Source organism: Arthrobacter glacialis, assembly GCF_002909415.1.
In the GTDB taxonomy this organism is placed as follows: Bacteria; Actinomycetota; Actinomycetes; order Actinomycetales; family Micrococcaceae; genus Specibacter; species Specibacter glacialis.
This window is the reverse complement of the sequence record NZ_PPXB01000013.1, coordinates 108,627-127,965: the sequence shown is the minus strand read 5'-3', so window position 1 is coordinate 127,965 and position 19,339 is coordinate 108,627. Positions and strand designations below refer to the sequence as shown.

The following is a 19,339-nucleotide window of genomic DNA, read 5'->3' as shown; positions in this document are numbered from 1 at the left end:
TCGGCTCGAACCGATCGATCGGTGACGGCTTGCCCGTATCAATCTGGCAGAAATCACACCGCCTGGTGCACTCGGAACCACCAATAAGGAACGTAGCCTCACGGTCCTCCCAGCACTCAAAAATATTTGGACAGCCCGCCTCCTCACAGACCGTGTGCAGACCCTGACCCTTAACCAGGTTCTTCATGGCAATGTACTCCGGGCCCATCGAAACCTTGGCCTTCATCCACTCAGGCTTCCGCTCCACCGGCACAGCAGCATTACGCTGCTCAATCCGCAACAACTTACGTCCCTCAGGTGCCAACGTCATGTCAATACTCCTTCAAGCGGCGCCGGCAAGATGCCATGGCCTGGTTGTTTCTGAACTTATGCGGTGAACTCGTGCTGGGTTCTGCGCATGCGTGCTTATGCGTTGAACTCGTGCCGGGTTTGGCGCATACGTTCATGGTTTCGCCGGTGTTAGCATTCCACGACGTTGACGGCGAGGCCGCCCATGGCTGTTTCCTTGTATTTGGAGGACATGTCGCGACCGGTTTCGCGCATGGTGATGATGACTTCATCCAGGGAGACCCGGTGTTGGCCATCGCCCCAGAGCGCCATTTTTGCGGCGTTGATGGCTTTCGCTGCGGCGATCGCGTTGCGTTCAATGCAGGGGATCTGCACCAAACCGCCGATCGGGTCACACGTCAGGCCCAGGTTGTGTTCCATGGCGATCTCGGCGGCGTTTTCGACTTGTTCCGGGGTGCCGCCCATGATTTCAGCCAGGCCTGCAGCGGCCATCGAGGACGCGGATCCGACCTCGCCCTGACAGCCGACCTCGGCGCCGGAGATCGAGGCTTGTTCCTTGTAGAGCACGCCCACGGCGGCGGAGGCGAGCAGGAACTTCACCACCACATCATCAATCTGCTCCTGCGTGGCATCGGCCATGCCGGCGGTGTAGTGGGTGGCGTAGAACATCACGGCCGGGATGATCCCGGCGGCCCCGTTTGTAGGGGCAGTGACCACGCGCCCGCCGGAGGCGTTTTCCTCATTCACGGCCAACGCGACCAGGTTCACCCATTCCTGCCAGAACTTCGGATCCCGGTCCGGGTCTTCAGCCCGCAGCCGGGCATACCAGTCCGGGGCGCGGCGGCGCACATTCAACCCGCCCGGCAACAACCCGGTACGGGCCAGGGACGCGTTCTTGCAGTCCTCCATGACGTCGCGGATATGCAGCAACCCGGTACGGACTTGTGCCTCGGTGCGGGTGACGAGTTCGTTAGCGAGCATCACACCACTGAAATTGGTGCCCGTCGAGGCACAATGCTTCAGGAGTTCCGCCGCGGTCCGGAACGGGTGGGGCAGCAGTTCCTTGGAGTGTTCCAGCTCAGCCACGGCCGCGTCCACAGCGCCTTCACGGATGATGAACCCGCCACCGACGGAAAAGTAGGTGGCCTCATGCAGCACGGCACCGTCACTGCACAAAACAGCGAGTTTCATGCCGTTGGTGTGGCGGGGAAGAATCGTCAAGGGGTGCAAAATGATGTCCCCGGCCCCGTAGGCCAGGGCCACACTGCCACCGAGCAGCAGCGGATCCCCGGCAGCAAACGCGGCCAGGCGGGACTCGACCTCTTCGGGCAGGATCAGTTCAGGCTCACGCCCCTCCAACCCCAGCAGCACCGCCGTCATGGTCCCGTGCCCACGACCCGTCGCGGCCAGCGAACCATACAAATCAACCCGGACCCCAGAAACCTGTCCCAGGACACCAGCGTCCATCAGTTCCTGCACGAACGCAGCCGCCGCCCGCATCGGCCCCACAGTATGCGAACTCGACGGGCCAATACCCACCGAAAACAAATCAAAAACACCAACGGACATGTGAGTACCTCACTAAAGACTAAATTCCTTCCGCCAGTGAAACCTGGCGGAGGGCCGGGCACACCCTTGGATAATGCCCAGCCTATTCCCTGCGGCGACGGCCATCAATGGCCGTCACCGCAGGGAGCTACTGTACCGCCTAGGACAGATTTGTCACTGACGGGTAGAGCGGGTGGGCTGTTGCAAGGGCTTCAACCCGGGTGCGCAGACCGGACAAATCCGCGTCAGCGTCGGCCAGAAGGGCCTCAGCAATGATGTCCGCCACTTCGGCAAAGGCAGCCTCGCCGAAACCGCGAGCGGCCAGAGCCGGGGTACCGATGCGCAGGCCGGAGGTGACCATGGGCGGGCGGGGATCAAACGGAACGGCGTTGCGGTTGACCGTGATGTCAATGGCAGCCAGCCTGTCCTCGGCTTCCTGGCCGTTGAGCTCGCAGTTGCGCAGGTCAACGAGGACCAGGTGGACGTCGGTCCCGCCGGAAATCACGGAGATTCCCTTGGCCGCGACATCCGGCTGGATCAGGCGGTCGGCCAGAAGTCGGGCACCCAGCAGCACCCGCTCCTGGCGTTCCTTGAATTCTTCCGAGGCGGCGATCTTGAAGGCCACAGCCTTGCCAGCGATGACGTGCTCCAGCGGCCCGCCCTGCTGGCCCGGGAACACGGCGGAGTTGATCTTCTTGGCAATGTCGGCGTCGTTGCTCAAGATGATGCCGCCGCGGGGGCCGGCAAGGGTCTTGTGCGTGGTGGACGTGGTGACGTGGGCGTGCGGCACCGGTGAGGGGTGCAGCCCGGCGGCCACCAGGCCGGCGAAGTGTGCCATGTCCACCATGAGGTAGGCACCGACTAGATCCGCGATGCGGCGGAATTCGGCGAAGTCCAGCTGCCGTGCGTAGGCGGACCAGCCGGCAACAATCAGGGCTGGCTTGTGCTCGAGCGCCAGGCGCTCAACCTCAGCCATGTCTACCTGGTGGGTGTCCTCGCGGACTTGGTACGGGACCACGTTGTAGAGCCGGCCGGAGAAGTTGATCTTCATGCCGTGCGTCAGGTGCCCGCCGTGGGCCAGGTTCAAGCCCATGATGGTGTCGCCCGGCTTGATGAGCGCGTGCATGACGGAGGCGTTGGCCTGGGCGCCCGAGTGCGGCTGGACGTTGGCGAAGCCGGCCCCAAACAGGTCCTTGACCCGGTCGATGGCCAGCTGCTCAATAACGTCCACGTGCTCGCAGCCACCGTAGTAGCGGCGGCCCGGGTAGCCCTCGGCATACTTGTTGGTCAGCACGGAGCCCTGGGCCGCCATGACGGCCGCCGCGGTGTGGTTCTCCGAGGCGATCATTTCCAGGCCGGTCCGCTGGCGGGACAGCTCGGCGTCGATCTGCACGGCGATTTCCGGGTCCAACGCGGACAACGGAGCATCCAGGCTGGCCGATGTCACCTGAACGTAGTCCACGGTTGCTGCGTCGGCGCGGCTCACAGTTCCCCGCCATTGGCAGCTGCGTACTCGGCGGCGGACAGGAGCGGACCCTCGGACTCCACGGCCACCTTGAACAACCATCCGGCACCGTAGGGATCGGAGTTGATCACGGCCGGATCCTCGACGGCGGCCGTGTTGACTTCGCTGACCTCGCCAGTGACCGGGGAGTACAGGTCCGAGACGGACTTGGTTGACTCAATCTCGCCACACGCCTCACCGGCGGTGACAGTGGAGCCCACCTCAGGCAGGTCCACATACACAATGTCGCCCAGCGCGTCGGCGGCGACGGCGGAGACACCAATCGTGGAGGGGCCGGCGCCATCAGCGGCGATCCACTCGTGCTCGGCGGAGTACTTCAGTTCAGGAGCTACTTTGCTCATCATGATCCGTTCGTTAAGTGTTGTGAAGGCTATTTGCAGAGGATGGAGGAGGGGAACAGGCGCGCAGCGAGGTGGGGGCTGGCGGTGTGGTGGGCGCCGCCGCGGACACACCGACGAAGTCGTGTGTGGCGCGGCGCGGGCACCAGCCCCCACCTCGCGAGAGCGCCGGTCCGTCGCCGGGATCTGAACTAGCGAAACCCCGGCGACGGTCCGTGCAGAAGTTACTTTTGGCGCTTGTAGAACGGCAGGGCAACCACTTCGAAGGCCTCAGCTTTGCCGCGGAGATCCACGTCAAGCAGGGTGCCGGGTTCGGCGTGCGCCACGTCGACGTAGGCCATGGCGACCGGGTAGCCCAGGGTGGGGCTGGGCTGGCCGGAGGTGACCTCGCCGATGGTGGCGCCGTCCTTCAGGACCGGGTAGTGGCCGCGGGCTGAGCGGCGGCCAAGACCCTTCAAGCCAACCAGCTTGCGGCCTGTGGTGGAGCCTTCACCGGCTTCCTTGATGGCGGCGAGTGCTGCCTTGCCGACAAAGTCGCTTTCCTTGGCCAACGAAACCACGGGGCCCAGTCCTGCGGAGTACGCGTGCCCGGTGACGGACAGCTCGTTGCCGTACAGCGGCATGCCGGCTTCCAGACGGAGCGAATCCCGGGAGGCCAAGCCAGCCGGGATGAGCCCCTGGTCTTGTCCGTTGGTCAGCAGTATCTGCCACAGGGCGGCGGCGTCGGCGTTGGGGATGTAGATTTCGAAGCCGTCTTCGCCGGTGTAACCGGTGCGTGCCAGCAAGAGCTCCTGGCCGTTAATCGTCACATCGACAGCAGCGTAGTACTTCAGCTCGGTCACCAGGGAGTGCTGCTCCGCAGGCACCAGCGTCAGCAGGATGGCTTCGGCGTTGGGTCCCTGAACGGCGATCAACGACGTCTCTGCGGAGACATCCTTGACCTCTACATCGAAGCCTGCGGCGCGCTCAGCCAAGAGCCCTGCCACGGTTGCGGCGTTACCGGCGTTGGGGACCACCAGGTACTTCTCGTCGCTGCGGCGGTAAGAGATCAGATCGTCGATGATGCCGCCGTCGGCGTTGCAGATCAGCGAGTACTTGGCCTTGCCCACGGCAACGGCTGACAACTTGCCAGCAAGTGCGTAGTCCAGGAAGGCTGCGGCGTCGGGGCCACTCACCCAAACCTCGCCCATGTGGGAGAGGTCAAAAAGGCCTGCGGCGTTGCGGACTGCGTGGTGTTCGGCCAGCTCCGAGGAGTACTTCAGCGGCATCTGCCAGCCACCAAAGTCGGTGAATGACGCGCCGGCCTTCTCGTGCTCGCCGTAAAGGGCTGTGTGGTTCTCAGTCATGGGAATTCCTTCGCGGTGGTGGTTAGTGAACGCTTCAGTTTTCTTCGAAATCTGCTGCATCGTCCTCGAAGGACTCGATGGGAGGGCAGGAGCAAACCAAGTTGCGGTCTCCGGCTGCACCGTCAATGCGGCCAACGGGCGGGAAGTACTTGTCTTGGCGCAGGGCGGCCACGGGGAACACGGCCTGCTCTCGTGAGTAGCCGCGATCCCAGTTGGAATCGACTACGGCGGCAGCCGTGTGGGGTGCGTTGCGCAACGGGCTGTCGAGCAAGGTGAAGGTGCCCTCAGCTACCTGATCAATCTCCGCACGGATGCTGATCATGGCGTTGATGAAGCGGTCAATCTCGGCCAAGTCCTCGGATTCGGTCGGCTCAACCATCAAGGTGCCGGAAACCGGGAAGGACAGGGTAGGGGCGTGGAAGCCGTAATCGATGAGGCGCTTGGCCACGTCTTCTGCCGTGACACCGGTCTTGGCTGTCAGATCGCGCAGATCCAGGATGCATTCGTGGGCAACCAGGTCCCCGGCGCCCGTGTACAAGACCGGGTAGTGCTCGTTGAGCTGCGAGGCGATGTAGTTCGCTGCCAACAGTGCCGACTTTGTAGCTTCCGTCAGCCCCTTGCCGCCCATGAGCTTTACGTATGCGTAAGAGATGGGCAGAACGCCGGCCGAGCCGAAGCGTGTAGCCGAGATCGGGACGCCGGTACCGTCGTGAGACGCCGCGTTGGCATCGCCGGGCATGAACGGGGCCAGGTGGGCCTTGGCTGCAACGGGACCTACACCGGGGCCGCCGCCGCCGTGCGGAATGCAGAACGTTTTGTGCAGGTTCAGGTGGCTGACGTCGCCGCCAAACTTGCCGGGCTGGGCAAGGCCCACAAGCGCGTTCAGGTTGGCGCCGTCAACGTAGACCTGGCCTCCGGCTGCGTGAATGGCGTCGCACACCTCGCGAACATCGGCGTCGTAAACGCCGTGCGTGGACGGGTAGGTGATCATGATGGCCGAGAGCTGATCCTTGTGGGTTTCGATCTTGGCCGTCAGGTCCGCGTGATCGATGGTGCCGTCGGGAGCCGTGGCAACAACAACAACCTTCATGCCGGCCAGCACGGCCGAGGCAGCGTTGGTGCCGTGGGCCGACTGCGGGATAAGGCAGATGGTGCGCTGTTCGTCTCCGCGTGAGAGGTGGTACCCGCGGATGGCGAGCAGGCCCGCAAGTTCGCCCTGGGAGCCGGCGTTGGGCTGAATGGAGACCTGGTCGTACCCGGTGATCTCGGCCAGATCGGCTTCCAGTTCACCGATCAGTTCACGCCAGCCTTCGGTCTGGGAATCAGGAGCGAACGGGTGGATGGAGGCGAATCCTGGCCAGGACATGGCTTCCATCTCGGCCGTGGCATTGAGCTTCATTGTGCAGGAGCCCAGCGGGATCATGGTGCGGTCAAGTGCCAGGTCACGGTCGCTGAGGCGGCGGATGTAACGCAACATCTGAGTTTCGGAACGGTGCGTGTTGAACACGGGGTGCGTCAGGAAGTCAGAGCCGCGCACGGTGTCCGCCGCAAAGCCGAAATCTGAGCTGCTGCCCTGGTCCGTGCCGTCTCCTGCCGGCGCGGCTCCAAACACGGCGACTACGCGAGCCACGATGTCCGCCGTCGTGGTTTCATCAACGGAGATGCCAACATGGTCGGCGTCGATGGAACGCAGGTTGATGCCATCCCTCTCGGCCAGGGCCACCAGTGCGCTGGCGCGTCCCGGAACCTTGACTGTGATGGTGTCAAAGAAGGAAGTGTGGGCCAGTTCGACGCCGGATGCCTGCAGTGCCGCTGCCAGGGTGCGGGCGTGGCCGTTGACCGTTTCGGCAATGGCCTTCAGCCCGGAGGGGCCGTGGTAGACGGCGTACATGGAGGCGACAATCGCCAGCAGGGCCTGTGCCGTACAGATGTTGGAGGTGGCCTTCTCGCGGCGGATGTGCTGCTCGCGGGTCTGCAGGGCCAGGCGGTAAGCCGACAGGCCGGTGTTGTCGGTGGAGACCCCAACGATGCGTCCGGGCAGGGTGCGTTCCATGCCGCTGCGGACCGCCATGTACGCTGCGTGCGGTCCACCAAAGAACAGGGGAACGCCGAAGCGCTGGGCAGTACCAACGGCAATGTCGGCACCTTGCTCACCGGGAGGGGTGATCAAGGTCAGGGCCAGCAGATCGGCGGCAACAGTGACAAGCGCACCGCGCTCCTTCGCTGCGGCAATCACGGGAGCGTGGTTGAAGACGCGTCCGGATACGCCGGGCTGTTGAAGAACGACGCCGTTGATGTCACCTTCGGGCAGTCCCTGGGCGAGATCGGCAACTTCCACCTCGAAGCCAAGGGCTTCGGCTCGGCCCTTGACGATGGCGATGGTCTGCGGCAGGAGGTCCGCGTCCAGGACGGTCTTGCCGTTTGCGGCGGTCTTTGACTTGTTGGCGCGGCGCATGAGCAGCACGGCCTCGGCTACAGCGGTGGCTTCATCGAGCAAGGAGGCGTTTGCAACGGGCAGTCCGGTCAGGTCGCTGACCATGGTCTGGAAGTTCAGCAGCGCCTCGAGGCGGCCCTGGGAGATCTCGGGCTGGTAGGGCGTGTAAGCCGTGTACCAGGCCGGGGCTTCAAGGATGTTTCGCATGATCACCGGCGGGGTCACGGTGTTGTAGTAGCCCTGACCGATTAGCTGGACTGCCATCTTGTTCTTGGCGGCGATGGCGCGAAGGTCGGCCAGCACTTCCACTTCGCTCAACGCAGAACGGAGCTCCAAGGGCTTGGCCTGACGGATGGAATCGGGAACAGCCGTGTCTACGAGGGAATCGACGCTGTCATAGCCGATGGCCTTGAGCATGGTCTCGATGTGGGACTGCTTGCGGGCGCCAATGTGCCGGTCTACAAACGCAGTTTGACTGGACTGAATCGTCATGAGGAACTCCAAGATACGGCCGAACCAAGGGGGTGCGGCATGGGTGGGTTCCTCCCCGCTCTGTCTTGGACCTGAGAGATTCCGCGGATTTGTCATCCGCTTTGCACCGTCGGTGAGCTGGGGTTTCCCGCAGCTGCTTTCCAGAGTTGCCTCACCATGACGGTACGGGGGCCTGAGAGATTCCTGGGGAGGATTTGCTCCTACGGCGCCGCCACATTGCTGGGAGGACTCTCCCGCCACGGTTCGAAAGGCGTATTAAGATATGGGTGATTCGAAGCACACATTACACGATAGATTGTTTCCGTCCAAACATTGTCCGGCCTGCGAACTAATTTTTCCGGACATCACCTCTAGCTCCCGGCCACATACTGAACTCATCTTGCACGCGGTCAAAGATCAAGATATTCTGTGACTCGCGTCACCAAACTAAAGTTATTTGAAGTGCCTATGATCCGCGGCGGGAGAGTTCCGCCGGTACATCTGTGCGAAGCGCAGACATCAAGTGGGCGCCGAAGGAGCAAACCCTCCCCGGGAATCTCTCAGGCCCATGTACCGCCGTGGCGAGGCAACTCTGGAAAGCAGCCCGAACATCCGGGCTCACCGACGGTGCAAGCGTCCCCTTGATTTCTAAGGAAACGCGGAAACTCTCAGGTCCAAGACAGAGTGGGGAGGAAGCAAATCTTCGTGGTGCACCCTGCCACCTAAACGAAGGGCCTTCCTTTGACGATCCACCAATCCATCACCACACCCGAGGCCGAGCCCCACCTTGAGCGGCAGCTGAGCAACAGGCATATTCAGCTCATCGCCATCGGCGGCGCCATCGGAACCGGCCTGTTCATGGGCTCCGGCAAGACCATCTCCGCAGCCGGCCCCTCGGTGATATTTGTGTACATGATCATCGGTTTCATGCTGTTCTTCGTCATGCGCGCCATGGGTGAGCTGCTGTTGAGCAACCTCCATTACAAATCTTTTAGCGATTTTGCCGCGGATCTTTTGGGCCCATGGGCCGGCTTCTTTACCGGCTGGACGTACTGGTTTTGCTGGGTCATCACCGGCATCGCCGATGTCATCGCCATCGCGGCCTACTCGGAGGTACTCTTGCCGGGGATCGAGCTGTGGATCCCCGGGGTAGTCACCATCGGAATTTTGCTGGTCCTGAACCTGACCACCGTGAAGGCCTTTGGCGAAACGGAATTTTGGTTTGCCCTGATCAAGATCATTGCCATTGTTGCCTTGATCGGTGTGGGCTTGTTCATGATCTTCAGCCGTTTCCAATCTGACACCGGAACGGCGAGCTTCACGAACCTGTGGAGCCACGGCGGACTCTTCCCCAATGAATTCATGGGCTTTGTTGCCGGATTCCAGATCGCCGTCTTTGCCTTCGTGGGCATTGAGCTCGTGGGAACCACCGCAGCCGAGGCCAAGGATCCGGAAAAGAACCTGCCCAAGGCCATCAACTCCATTCCCATCCGCGTCCTGCTTTTCTATGTGGGCGCACTGGTCATCCTGATGTCGGTCATTCCCTGGACGCAGTTCGTCGCAGGCGAAAGCCCGTTTATCGCCATGTTCTCCATGGCGGGACTCGGCGCGGCTGCCACCATCATCAATCTCGTGGTCCTCACGTCCGCGATGTCCAGCGCCAACTCCGGCATCTACTCCACCTCCCGCATGGTCTATGGTCTGGCGCAGGAGGGCGATGCCCCCTTCCGGTTTTCCAAGTTGTCCAAGCGCAAGGTCCCCAACAATGCGCTGTTTCTCTCCTGCGTTTTGCTCCTCTCCAGCATCGTGCTGCTGTACGTCGGCGAGGATGTCAGCAAGGCCTTTGAAATGGTCACAACCGTGGCCGCTGTCTGCTTCGTCTTTGTCTGGTCCATCATTCTGGCCAGCTACCTCGCCTTCCGCCGGCGCCGCCCTGAACTGCATGAATCCTCGAAGTTCAAAATGCCTGGCGGCATTCCCATGGTCTATGTTGTCTTCGCCTTCTTTGCCTTTGTCCTGTGGGCCCTGACCACTCAGGTGGATACGCTGATTGCCCTGCTGGTGACCCCCTTGTGGTTCATTGTGCTGGCTGTGGTCTGGTACCTCGTAGGCAAGACCCCCAGCCACCGGGCCCGCTACGCGAAGTTCAAGGCAGATCTTGAATCTGAACGAGTTTCCGCGCAGGGACCGCTCGGAGCTGAGAGCTCGGCAGGAAAATGAGCACCGGTCCGCTGACGCCGTCGGCCAAAGTTCCTGCGAATCCTCAGGAGGGTGGGGCATTCATCCTCACCCTCGATTGCAACGAATCCCCGGGGATCGTGCATGCCGTGGCGCAGTACCTGCTGGACCACGGATGCTACATCGTGGACATCAAGCAATTCGGTGACCAGCTGGTGCGGCACTTCTTCATGAGGGTTCATTTCATAGCCGGCGTTGGTGGGCCAAGTCCTGAAGACCTCCGGCAGGAATTCGCGCCGGTGGCCCAGCAATGGGGCATGAATTGGCGTCTTGAACCGCAGGTCCGCAAGGAACGCATCATGGTCATGGTCTCGAAGTTTGGCCATTGCCTCAACGACCTGCTTTTTCGCGCCCGAACCGGTGAATTGCCGGTGGAAATTGTTGCCGTCGTCTCCAATCACGAGACCCACAGGGACCTGGTTGACTGGCACGGGATCCCGTTCCACCACATCCCCGTAACGCCTGAAACGAAGCCGGCCGCCGAAGCAGAGTTGCTGACGCTGGTCGAGGAGTACAAGGTTGAGCTGGTTGTTCTGGCACGCTACATGCAGGTTCTCAGTGACAACCTTACGTCCGTACTATCTGGACGGGCCATCAACATCCACCATTCCTTCCTGCCAAGCTTCAAGGGCGCCAAGCCGTATCACCAGGCCTACGATCGTGGCGTCAAGACCGTAGGTGCGACGGCCCACTACGTCAATGCCGAACTGGACGAAGGCCCGATCATCGCCCAACAGGTCATCGACGTGGACCACACATTCAGTCCTGCGGATCTCGTGGCTGTTGGCAAGGATGCTGAGTGCAAGGCCCTGACCAACGCCGTCCGGTGGCATGCCGAGGGCAGGATCATTTTGTCGGGGAACCGGACCGTGGTGCTGCGCTAGGTCTGCCATCCTAGGTCAGCCGATGAGGCTCCCCACGAGGTGAACTCCCGTGCAGATCATGAAGAACGACGGCGGCGCAAGGTACAGCCAGTTTTTGGCCATCTTGGGCCGCCGTTGATTTGGCACCTAGGTGGCGCACCCCGACCACCGGGAGGATGCCGCGCCTGTTACCTCGCGGAACGCTCGGCACAGCTCACGTATGAGCCCACAGGACCAGAGAGCTTCGCGCTGGTTGTCACATAGGTGCCCACTGGCCCGGACGGCTGCGCGTCGGTTGTCACATAGCTGCCTGGACGTGCGGCAGGCCTCGCATCAGTTGTCACGTAGCTTCCCGCGGGGGCCCAGCTCGCTGCTCGGGATCCCCCATCAGCATGCTCGCTCATGTACAGGCGGATATGGGGATGGCGGGAGGAAAAGGTGGATGTTGTCAAGATAATTCCTTTGCGGTTGCTTGATGAGGGCGCAACAAATCACGCCACGTCATGTGGTTGGTGGCAGTAGCAATGGAGCTATCTGGCCAAAAAAGGGGGGCGCCGTACGCGCTGCAGGCTATGGGACGGCGGTCTGGCACTGGGAGCACAGGCCCCAGAAGGTTATTTCAGCGGTCTGAACGGCGAAACCGTTCATGTTCGACGGCGTCAGGCAGGGACTCTCCCCGACTACGCAGTCCACATCTTCCACACTCTTGCAGTTGAGGCAGACCATGTGATGATGGTTGTCGCCCACGCGGGCCTCGTAAAGCGCTGCGGAGCCAGCGGGCTCGATTTTTCGAACCAATCCGGCCGATACCAGCGCAGCCAAAACGCCGTAGACCGCTTGCAGGGACGTCTTCGGCAGGGGCGTGGAGACCTGGGAGAAAACTGCTTCGGCATCCAGATGGCCACTGGTGGCAAGAACACCAAGAACGGCCACGCGGGGTGCCGTCACTTTCAGTCCGGCCAACCTAAGCCGTACCTCTAAATCGTCTGCTTGCGCGTCCCGTCCCATAACTCAATACTAACAGTTGTTTTGATTTACTCAAAACAACTATGCGCGGTCACGCACCAGGCCTGCCCGCCCAAGACTTGGCGCCGTGCTTGGCGGCGGCCACAGTACTTGAGAAAATGGGGACCGCCCCGAAGGCTCCTCCCTTCGGACCCACAGACACGAAGATGAGTTATTGGATGGGGGTTTCACATGTTCGAGGTGATCATTAGCGGCGGCGAGCCGACGGGGATGATGCTGGCCAGCGAGCTGGGGCTGCACAACGTGGGCGTGCTCGTGCTGGAGAAGGATGCCGAGCGGCACCCGGTAGCCGAAGGAGTGCTGACCCTCACCCGAGCACAATCGGAATTGATCTCTCCCGAGCCCGGCCCGCAGGCAGGGCTCGGGCTGCTGACTGAGCTGATGGATTTGCCGGACGTCAGCCGTTTCCTGGCCGAGAAGATCACCGGGTCTGGATCCGTTACGACTTCGTCGAAGGACCCGAGATGCTCGGGCGACGACCAGGAGGACCACCTGCACCACCTGCACCACCTGCACCACCTGCACCACCTGCACCACCTGCCCACAGGGTATGGGGCAGCCTCCGAGTGAGGTGGCGAGGCTCAGCGGCGGCGCCCCACCCACAGTCCATGCAGCAGCGGAACCACCGAAAGCAGCATTAGCATGTTGCCGAGTGCCGAGTCATCTGCCCGAACCAAGGATCCGGCGATGAGCAGGGCGCCGAATAGCAGGGCCCCTATCCCCCGCTGCGCCGTTCGCTGCAGCCGGGCCAGCTGCCGTTCCAGGCGCGGGTTGGCCATTTGTAGCTGCCCGTCTTCAATGGTGCTGATGAGTCCATCCAGGCGTTTTGGCAGGCGCAGGGCGAGTCCTACGACGTCGAGCGCCTCTTGGGCAACATCCTGGACAATGTTGCCGCGCTCCTCGCGCAACAGCCGCGCCGCATAGGGTTCCACCGAGTCCCACAGGTTGAACCGGGCATCCAGGGAGCTGCACACTCCAGAAGTCAGCGCCATGGCGCGGATAACGAGCAGAAAGTTCTCCGGCAGCTGGAACGGCAACGAACGCACCACGTCGCCGAACTCCACCGCAAAATCGCGGAACTCCCGCGGATCCACCTCGCGCAGTTCGGCGAACCCCATCCCGCCAAACCGGGAAAACAGCTGCGTCATGGCCCGTTCGAGCTCGGCGGTGTCGGCCGACGGCACCAGCACACCCACGTCGCTGATCGCTGCCACCAGCCCCTTGCCGTTGCGCGAGGCAGCCGCGATCAGCAGCTTGCGCAGGCCCGAGCGCGTGCTGGGCGGAACCTCGCCCATCATGCCGAAGTCGACGAACGTCAGCCTCCATGGGTGCTCAGCCGATGTATCGGTGACCGGAGTGACAAAGATATTGCCGGGGTGCGGATCAGCGTGAAAAAAGCCGTTCGTGAACAGCTGGTCAAACATGACCGACGCGAAAACCGGGGCCACCTGCGCCGGGTCGATGCCCACGGCAAGGAGCGCCTTCGTGTCCGTGATCTTGATCGCCGTAACATCTTCAAGCGTGAGCACCCGCCGGGTGGTCCGCTCCCAGACGACGCCGGGCACAGCCACCCTGTTGTCGTTCTCGAAATCGGCACCAAAGCGTTCCGCATTGGCAGCCTCATTCAAGTAGTCGATCTCCTCGAGACTTGTCTGGGCAAACTCCTCGACCAGGGCGGGCGCGTTGGCACGGTTGGACACGAGGCGAATGTGGCTGAGCCAGCCGCCCACCTTGCGCAGTGCGGCCAGATCCACATCCACAATTTCCGCGATGCCCGGCCGCTGTACCTTCACCACCACCTGGTGGAGCCCGGTGTCGGCGGCATTGGCGGGAAGAAGCTGTGCCCGGTGAACCTGCCCGAGGGATGCGGCAGCTATGGGCGTCTCCTCAACCCAGGCGAACACCTTGTTCAACGGCGCTGCCAGCTCCGCCTCGGCAAGGGCACGAATGGCAGGGAACGGGACGGGCGGCACCTCGTCCTGCAGCCCCTCCAGTTCGGCAGTGATTTCCGGCGGGAGCACATCGAGCCTGGACGACATGAACTGGCCAACCTTGATCATCAAACCGCCCAGGTCCACCGCAAGGGCATGGAAACGCTGCGCGAAACGCCGCATCCTCTTGGCCCGGGTGCGGTTGGCAACCCTGGCCAGGCCCAGCCGGGGAAGGACCAGCTCAAACCACCAGGTCACCGTCAGATGCCACGCGGCGAAGCGCAGGATGCGGCGGTAGCGGGCACGGGTGTTCCCGGCACCGGGCACAGGATCTGCCCGGCCGCCACGAACCGACGCCACCTACGTCAGTCCTGGGCGAGGATCGAATACAGTTTGCGCCGTGCCTCATCGAGCACCGCAACGGCCTCCTGCACCTGCTTCGACGTGCCTGTACGGCCAACCTGGGCAGCCGCCTGCGCAAGCTCCATGCCAGCCTTGGGCAACGCCGCGAACCCGCCACCCTGCGCAGGACCCGTTGAGTCCCACGGCGCTGACACATCTGTTCCCGCCACAGGCTCGCGGCCCGCCTCGGTCAGCGAGTAAATCTTGCGGCCGTTGGATTCTTCAGCACTGATGAGCCCCTCATCAGCCAGCAGCTGCAATGTTGGGTAGACGGAGCCGGCACTTGGTTTCCAGCTGCCACCACTGCGCTCCTCGATTTCACGGATGATCTGGTAGCCGTGCATGGGCTTTTCCGCGAGTAGTGCCAGCACCGCCGATCGCACCTCGCCGCGGCCCGCGCGCGTGCCCGAGGGCTTCTCGAACCGTGAACGCAACTCCTCAACGGCCTGCCACATGCCATCCATGTTGTTGCCAAAAAACCCGCCTGCCGGGAATGAATTATGCATCATGCTCTCCTCAACCACTCGTGAACGATACTCAGCGATAGTTAACGATATACCCGGGCAGGAGCAGAATCAATGGTTCCGGGGACGCGAGCGGGGCCGCGTTCTGTTGTGCCCATTGCATCCTGGCGTCCTCCTGCCACGCTTGTAGGCTGGGGGCGATTCGGGTTGCTCGTCTGGTTTGGAATGGGAATGGACATGGCCACGTTTAGGGAACTCCACCGCGGTAATGCACCGCTTCTGCTGCCCAATGCCTGGGACGCTGGCTCGGCCCTGGCATTTGCTGCAGCGGGCTATCCCGCAGTCGGCACCACGAGCTTTGGCATCGCGGCCAGTGCGGGCCTGCCCGACGGCGGCCGGACCGGCAAGGCGGCAACCGCCGCGCTGGCAGCGCAATTGTGCCGGCTGGCTGTCCACATCACGGTGGACAGCGAAGACGGCTATTCCGACGATCCTGCCGAGGTCGCTGACTTTGTGGCCGAACTGGCGGCCCTGGGCGTGGCCGGGGTCAACCTTGAGGACATCACGGACGGGCATCTGGTGGCTCCAGCGGCCTTTGCCGCCAAGATCGCCGCCGTCAAGCGCCGCAGCCAGGACATGTTCGTCAATGCGCGGGTGGATAACTTCTGGTTTGGCGAACAAGCCGCCGTGGACGTTGTGCTGCGCCGTGCCCGCGCATACGCCGATGCGGGGGCCGACGGCATCTTTGTCCCCGGCGGTGCGGATCCGGAGGACATTCGGGGCCTCACCGCCGGGATTTGGCTGCCGGTCAACCTGCTGGCACACCCCTCGTTGAGCGTTTCCGAGCTGTGGGAATTAGGGGTCCGGCGCGTGAGTTCCGGTTCGCTGCCCTACCGCGCATCCGTGGACGCGGCCGTGAACGTGGCCAACGCCCTGCGCGACGGCAAACAACCTCTGGCGGCCACCTCTTACAGGGAGATGCAGGCGCGTCTAGAGGCACATGTGGCTGGAAATACTCCTTAAAGAAGTGGCACCCCGATCCAATGAGCGGGGTGCCTTGTACCAACTGGGGTGATCCGTTAGGCGTCCAGGTCTTTGGCGATCAACGAGGCGATTTCCGCCACGGCGTCGGCGTTCTCCGACTCAACAGTGACGCTCGCGCCAAAGTCTGCGCCGAGGGTCATGATCATCAATGACGAGGCGGCATCTGCTTCCTCGCCGTCCAGGACCAGCAGGATCTCCTCGTCGTAGGCACCTGCGGCCTTGGCAATCAGGGCGGCGGGGCGGGCGTGCAGGCCCACGGGGGATCCAACTACAACTGTTTGGGTGGTCGTTCGTTTACTCCTTGGAACATTTCTTGGGTGAATTATGAAAGCAGTTCGCGGGCCGTGGCCCTGGCCGCACGTGCCGTGGTGCAGCGGAGGACGGCGACGGCTGCCCGCTGGCATTGCTCGAGCGTGACGGATTCAAGCTGGAGGCCGACGGCGGCCACGGCGTTGGGTGCCATGGACAGACTAGTCAGGCCCAGCCCCACCAGGATGCAGGCGAGCAGCGGGTCTGCCGCCGCCTCGCCACAGACGCCAACCGGCTTTTGGGCACTGGCGCCGGCCATGGCAGCGAGGCGGATGAGGCGCAAAACTGCCGGCTGCCACGGGTCTGTCAGTGCAGCAAGGGATGGTGCCATGCGGTCGGCGGCCATGGTGTACTGCGTGAGGTCATTGGTTCCGATGGACATGAAGTCCACTTCTGCCAGGAACGCGTCGGCGAGCAACGCCACGGACGGCACCTCAACCATGAGCCCCGGCGAAAGCTTTCGCGAACGGCAGGCTGCGGCAAAGTTGCGTGCCTCATCGATGGTGGCCACCATGGGTGCCATCACCTTGGCCGCGGTCACGCCCTGCTGTTCTGCGGCAAGGGCAACGGCGTCGAGCTGGCGCTCCAGCAATCCCTGGTCGGCGTTGCCCAGGCGGATGCCCCGCACCCCCAACGCCGGATTCTCCTCATCAGGGTGCGCCACAAAAGGCACGGGCTTGTCGGATCCGGCGTCGAGCGTGCGGATGACTACCTTTTGTCCGGGGAAGGCTGCCAGGACTTCACCGTAGATGCTGGCCTGTTCGGCCACCGACGGTTCGTGTTGTGCAGACAGGAAGCACAATTCCGTGCGGAAGAGCCCCACTCCCTGTGCCGGGAATTGTGCCGCCGCCCGTGCGCCGGCGCCGTCCTGAACGTTGGCCAGAATTTCGACGGCGGTTCCATCCTTGGTGCGGCCGGGCCCCTGCCAGGACTGCACGGCCTTGCGGCGTGCAGCATCCGCAAGGACCTTGGCCTCAGCCTCAGCCGGATCTGCCCCAACCGCCACAGTGCCGGCGGCCCCGTCAATGAGGACCAGGGTGCCGTCAGGAATGTCAGCCAGGTCCGCGGCAGCCACCACGCAGGGGATTCCAAGCTGACGGGCAATGATGGCCGTGTGGCTGGTGGGTCCGCCCAGTCGGGTTGCAATGCCGTGAATCAAGGCCGGGTCAAGCGTTGCCGTGTCCGCCGGGGCGAGGTCTTCGGCGAGCAGGATGATGGGGGTAAGTGGAGTGGGGACGCCGGGTTCCGGCAAGCCCAGCAGCGCGGAAATGACCCGGTTGCGGATGTCGCCAAGATCAGTGGCCCGCTCGGCCATCAGGCCACCGAGCTTTTCAAACTTCGCGATGAACGCCGCTATGGCCGTGACGGTGCCGGCTTCAGCCGTGGACCCTGCCGCTATGAGCTTGACTGTTGTCCGTTGGAGGCCCTTGTCCGCCGCCAGGGCTGCTGTTGCTTCGAGGACTTCGGCGGCCGCTCCCGTGGCAGCCGCCGCCCGGGCTGCGAGCCTGGCCGCCACCGTCTCAACGGCTGCTTTCCAGCGGGCAATTTCGGCTTCCCGGGCCTCCTCGGCAACCACGGCATCAGTACTGTGGGGCAGGATGGGCGCTGGCTTCACCCAAAGCGCGGGCGCATAGCCAAGCCCAGCCACAACACCTGTTCCGGTGGTGGCTATAGCATTGTCAATCATGAAAGAATCCTAAGTATTGAGCATCTCGACATAGAGCCGACTTGTATGCAGTGCCAGGTAGGAGACCTCGTCATCCCCAAGTTCCCGGCGAAGAGCGCCACCAATGAGCTTGGCCACCTCCAGGGCGGCATCCGCCGCTTCCGGGTAGGCCTGGCGGACGGATGCCAGGACATCCACCCGGATCGAGTTGGCACCAGTGGCCTCGGCCGAGCGCGCAAAGAGATAACGCAGGTGGGTCACGAAGCGTGAAGCGCTGAGCGCATTCTCATCAATGTTCTTGCCCCACCGCACTGACAGTAGTGAAAACGCCCGGGCGATGGTCTCGGTCATGGAGACAGTCTTGGAAAAATCGGCCTTGGACCATTGCTGGTTGACGAAGTGCAGGGCGAACGCCACCCACTCGTCTTCCTGCAACTGCACGCCCAACCGCTCCATGATGAGTGCCACAACGCGCCGCCCCAAATTTCCTTCGGCCGGGTATAGCTGGGCCACTTCCCACCTGAGCGGGAAGTCAACCTTGATGCCGTCACGAGCGCGCTGCACGGCGAAGCCCAAATGATCCAGAATCGGGACCAGCAGCGACTGCCGGGGCTCCAATTTCAGCTCTGTCTGGGCCATCGCCATGATTTCCTGAACCAGCTCGATCTGTTCCAGCGGAGCGTCGCTGAGGATGTCGGCAACGTGGCTGGCGGCGTAGCTGCCGTCAGGAACGAACCTTTGATCCGCAGTTTCAAGGTCAACGGCTTCGCCCGGCTTGTGGTTGAAGCCGATTCCCTTGCCAACAAGAACCATCTCGCTGCCGTCGCTGAGTTCAGCGAGGAGAACGTTGTTGTTGTAGACCCTCTTGATGGTTGCGGAGGATCCCTGAGTCAGCTCCATGGTGATGCGATCCTGGCACATGTCTGGGCGCAGGCGGCACCCGTGACGGGCATCATGTTATTTCTTCCGAACGGTGATGACTGGCGTTCCGTTGGCAGCACCGATTTGCGTCTCGGCGATGACAAAGTCCTTGCCGTTGGTCACCAGCACCGGTGTCACCATTGACGGAACCAATGCCGCCATCTGGGCCAGGTCGCAGGTGATGATGACATCGCCCTGCTTGACCTGTTCCCCTTTTGCCCGGTGAGCCGTGAATCCTTCACCCTTGAGCTTGACCGTGTCCATGCCAATGTGGACCAAGATCTCGGCTCCGGCGTCGGTGCGGACCGCGTAGGCATGCAGCGTCTTGGCAACCAGGATCAGTTCCCCATCGACCGGGCTCACAAAGGAACCTTCGGTAGGTTCGACGGCGAATCCCTCACCAACGGCGCCACTGGCGAAGACGGGGTCCGGCACCTCGGCAAGGGCCATGACGGAACCGGCGGCCGGCGCGAAGATCTGTTCGCCTTTTTTCTTGAACATTTTCAGCATCTGATTGACTCCTAG

16 protein-coding genes, 1 pseudogene and 2 riboswitches are annotated in these 19,339 nt (G+C 62.7%); of the genes and pseudogenes, 4 read left to right on the top strand and 13 right to left on the bottom strand.

What is annotated here, in order from left to right:
* The 6 genes and pseudogenes from CVS28_RS15285 to gcvP form a co-directional block, all read right to left on the bottom strand.
* A pseudogene (locus CVS28_RS15285) lies at positions 1-310 on the bottom strand (lipoyl synthase); the annotation flags it as partial.
* Positions 311-459: 149 nt separating this feature from the next.
* Positions 460-1,857 carry an L-serine ammonia-lyase gene (locus tag CVS28_RS15280; protein WP_103482052.1) on the bottom strand — a complete coding sequence of 466 codons (1,398 nt, stop codon included), beginning with the start codon at positions 1,855-1,857 and terminating at the stop codon, positions 460-462.
* A gap of 139 nt (positions 1,858-1,996) precedes the next feature.
* Positions 1,997-3,322 (bottom strand): serine hydroxymethyltransferase, encoded by a 1,326-nt coding sequence (gene glyA / locus CVS28_RS15275; protein WP_279325078.1) that lies wholly within the window; start codon positions 3,320-3,322, stop codon positions 1,997-1,999.
* A complete protein-coding gene (gene gcvH, locus CVS28_RS15270) occupies positions 3,319-3,702 on the bottom strand; it encodes a glycine cleavage system protein GcvH (RefSeq protein WP_103482051.1) in 384 nt (127 codons plus the stop codon). The genes glyA and gcvH overlap by 4 nt, the downstream gene beginning before the upstream one ends.
* Positions 3,703-3,923: 221 nt before the next feature.
* On the bottom strand, positions 3,924-5,045 hold the full coding sequence (gene gcvT / locus CVS28_RS15265) for a glycine cleavage system aminomethyltransferase GcvT (RefSeq protein WP_103464776.1): 1,122 nt from the start codon (positions 5,043-5,045) through the stop codon (positions 3,924-3,926).
* Between the two features lie 34 nt (positions 5,046-5,079).
* On the bottom strand, positions 5,080-7,971 hold the full coding sequence (gene gcvP, locus CVS28_RS15260) for an aminomethyl-transferring glycine dehydrogenase (protein WP_103464777.1): 2,892 nt from the start codon (positions 7,969-7,971) through the stop codon (positions 5,080-5,082).
* A gap of 150 nt (positions 7,972-8,121) precedes the next feature.
* Positions 8,122-8,217: riboswitch (glycine riboswitch) on the bottom strand.
* Positions 8,218-8,419: 202 nt separating this feature from the next.
* Positions 8,420-8,536, top strand: a riboswitch (glycine riboswitch).
* A gap of 155 nt (positions 8,537-8,691) precedes the next feature.
* Here gcvP and cycA point away from each other — a divergent pair.
* Both cycA and purU read left to right on the top strand, forming a co-directional pair.
* Entirely contained in the window at positions 8,692-10,170 is a 1,479-nt protein-coding gene (gene cycA, locus CVS28_RS15255; RefSeq protein WP_103464778.1) for a D-serine/D-alanine/glycine transporter, read from the top strand.
* Complete coding sequence (gene purU, locus CVS28_RS15250) at positions 10,167-11,072, top strand: formyltetrahydrofolate deformylase (RefSeq protein ID WP_103482050.1); 906 nt, start codon at positions 10,167-10,169, stop codon at positions 11,070-11,072. Before cycA ends, purU begins: the two co-directional genes overlap by 4 nt.
* Before the next feature lie 549 nt (positions 11,073-11,621).
* Here the strand turns inward: purU and CVS28_RS15245 are convergent.
* The gene (locus tag CVS28_RS15245; RefSeq protein WP_103464780.1) at positions 11,622-12,059 is read right to left on the bottom strand and encodes a Fur family transcriptional regulator; all 438 of its coding nucleotides are present in this window, start codon (positions 12,057-12,059) and stop codon (positions 11,622-11,624) included.
* A 198-nt stretch (positions 12,060-12,257) separates the two neighbouring features.
* Here CVS28_RS15245 and CVS28_RS20355 point away from each other — a divergent pair, with 198 nt between their 5' ends.
* Entirely contained in the window at positions 12,258-12,647 is a 390-nt protein-coding gene (locus CVS28_RS20355) for a hypothetical protein (protein WP_207797232.1), read from the top strand.
* Positions 12,648-12,658: 11 nt separating this feature from the next.
* Here CVS28_RS20355 and CVS28_RS15235 read toward each other — a convergent pair whose 3' ends face one another.
* Together CVS28_RS15235 and CVS28_RS15230 are read right to left on the bottom strand one after the other, a co-directional pair.
* Entirely contained in the window at positions 12,659-14,368 is a 1,710-nt protein-coding gene (locus tag CVS28_RS15235; RefSeq protein ID WP_103482049.1) for an ABC1 kinase family protein, read from the bottom strand.
* A 5-nt stretch (positions 14,369-14,373) separates the two neighbouring features.
* Entirely contained in the window at positions 14,374-14,916 is a 543-nt protein-coding gene (locus CVS28_RS15230; protein ID WP_103482048.1) for a PadR family transcriptional regulator, read from the bottom strand.
* Positions 14,917-15,105: 189 nt separating this feature from the next.
* Here CVS28_RS15230 and CVS28_RS15225 point away from each other — a divergent pair, with 189 nt between their 5' ends.
* Complete coding sequence (locus CVS28_RS15225; protein WP_243399917.1) at positions 15,106-15,897, top strand: isocitrate lyase/PEP mutase family protein; 792 nt, start codon at positions 15,106-15,108, stop codon at positions 15,895-15,897.
* 56 nt (positions 15,898-15,953) lie between these two features.
* Here CVS28_RS15225 and CVS28_RS20205 read toward each other — a convergent pair whose 3' ends face one another.
* Genes CVS28_RS20205 through CVS28_RS15205 form a run of 4 tightly spaced genes read right to left on the bottom strand, consistent with a single transcriptional unit; the run spans position 15,954 to position 19,315 of the window.
* A complete protein-coding gene (locus CVS28_RS20205; protein WP_279325080.1) occupies positions 15,954-16,241 on the bottom strand; it encodes an HPr family phosphocarrier protein in 288 nt (95 codons plus the stop codon).
* Positions 16,241-17,914 (bottom strand): phosphoenolpyruvate--protein phosphotransferase, encoded by a 1,674-nt coding sequence (ptsP, locus tag CVS28_RS15215; protein ID WP_103482046.1) that lies wholly within the window; start codon positions 17,912-17,914, stop codon positions 16,241-16,243. The genes CVS28_RS20205 and ptsP overlap by 1 nt, the downstream gene beginning before the upstream one ends.
* 9 nt (positions 17,915-17,923) lie before the next feature.
* Entirely contained in the window at positions 17,924-18,793 is an 870-nt protein-coding gene (locus CVS28_RS15210) for a PRD domain-containing protein (protein ID WP_103464785.1), read from the bottom strand.
* A 57-nt stretch (positions 18,794-18,850) separates the two neighbouring features.
* On the bottom strand, positions 18,851-19,315 hold the full coding sequence (locus CVS28_RS15205; RefSeq protein WP_207797229.1) for a PTS sugar transporter subunit IIA: 465 nt from the start codon (positions 19,313-19,315) through the stop codon (positions 18,851-18,853).
* Positions 19,316-19,339: the final 24 nt, after the last annotated feature.

Coding starts and splice junctions, on each gene's coding strand:
- CVS28_RS15245 (WP_103464780.1), bottom strand. CDS start 12,059: ATGGGACGGGACGCGCAAGCAGACGATTTAGAGGTACGGCTTAGGTTG.
- CVS28_RS15205 (WP_207797229.1), bottom strand. CDS start 19,315: ATGTTCAAGAAAAAAGGCGAACAGATCTTCGCGCCGGCCGCCGGTTCC.
- CVS28_RS15280 (WP_103482052.1), bottom strand. CDS start 1,857: ATGTCCGTTGGTGTTTTTGATTTGTTTTCGGTGGGTATTGGCCCGTCG.
- ptsP (WP_103482046.1), bottom strand. CDS start 17,914: ATGATTGACAATGCTATAGCCACCACCGGAACAGGTGTTGTGGCTGGG.
- gcvP (WP_103464777.1), bottom strand. CDS start 7,971: ATGACGATTCAGTCCAGTCAAACTGCGTTTGTAGACCGGCACATTGGC.
- CVS28_RS15210 (WP_103464785.1), bottom strand. CDS start 18,793: ATGGAGCTGACTCAGGGATCCTCCGCAACCATCAAGAGGGTCTACAAC.
- purU (WP_103482050.1), top strand. CDS start 10,167: ATGAGCACCGGTCCGCTGACGCCGTCGGCCAAAGTTCCTGCGAATCCT.
- CVS28_RS15225 (WP_243399917.1), top strand. CDS start 15,106: ATGGACATGGCCACGTTTAGGGAACTCCACCGCGGTAATGCACCGCTT.
- gcvH (WP_103482051.1), bottom strand. CDS start 3,702: ATGAGCAAAGTAGCTCCTGAACTGAAGTACTCCGCCGAGCACGAGTGG.
- gcvT (WP_103464776.1), bottom strand. CDS start 5,045: ATGACTGAGAACCACACAGCCCTTTACGGCGAGCACGAGAAGGCCGGC.
- CVS28_RS15230 (WP_103482048.1), bottom strand. CDS start 14,916: ATGCATAATTCATTCCCGGCAGGCGGGTTTTTTGGCAACAACATGGAT.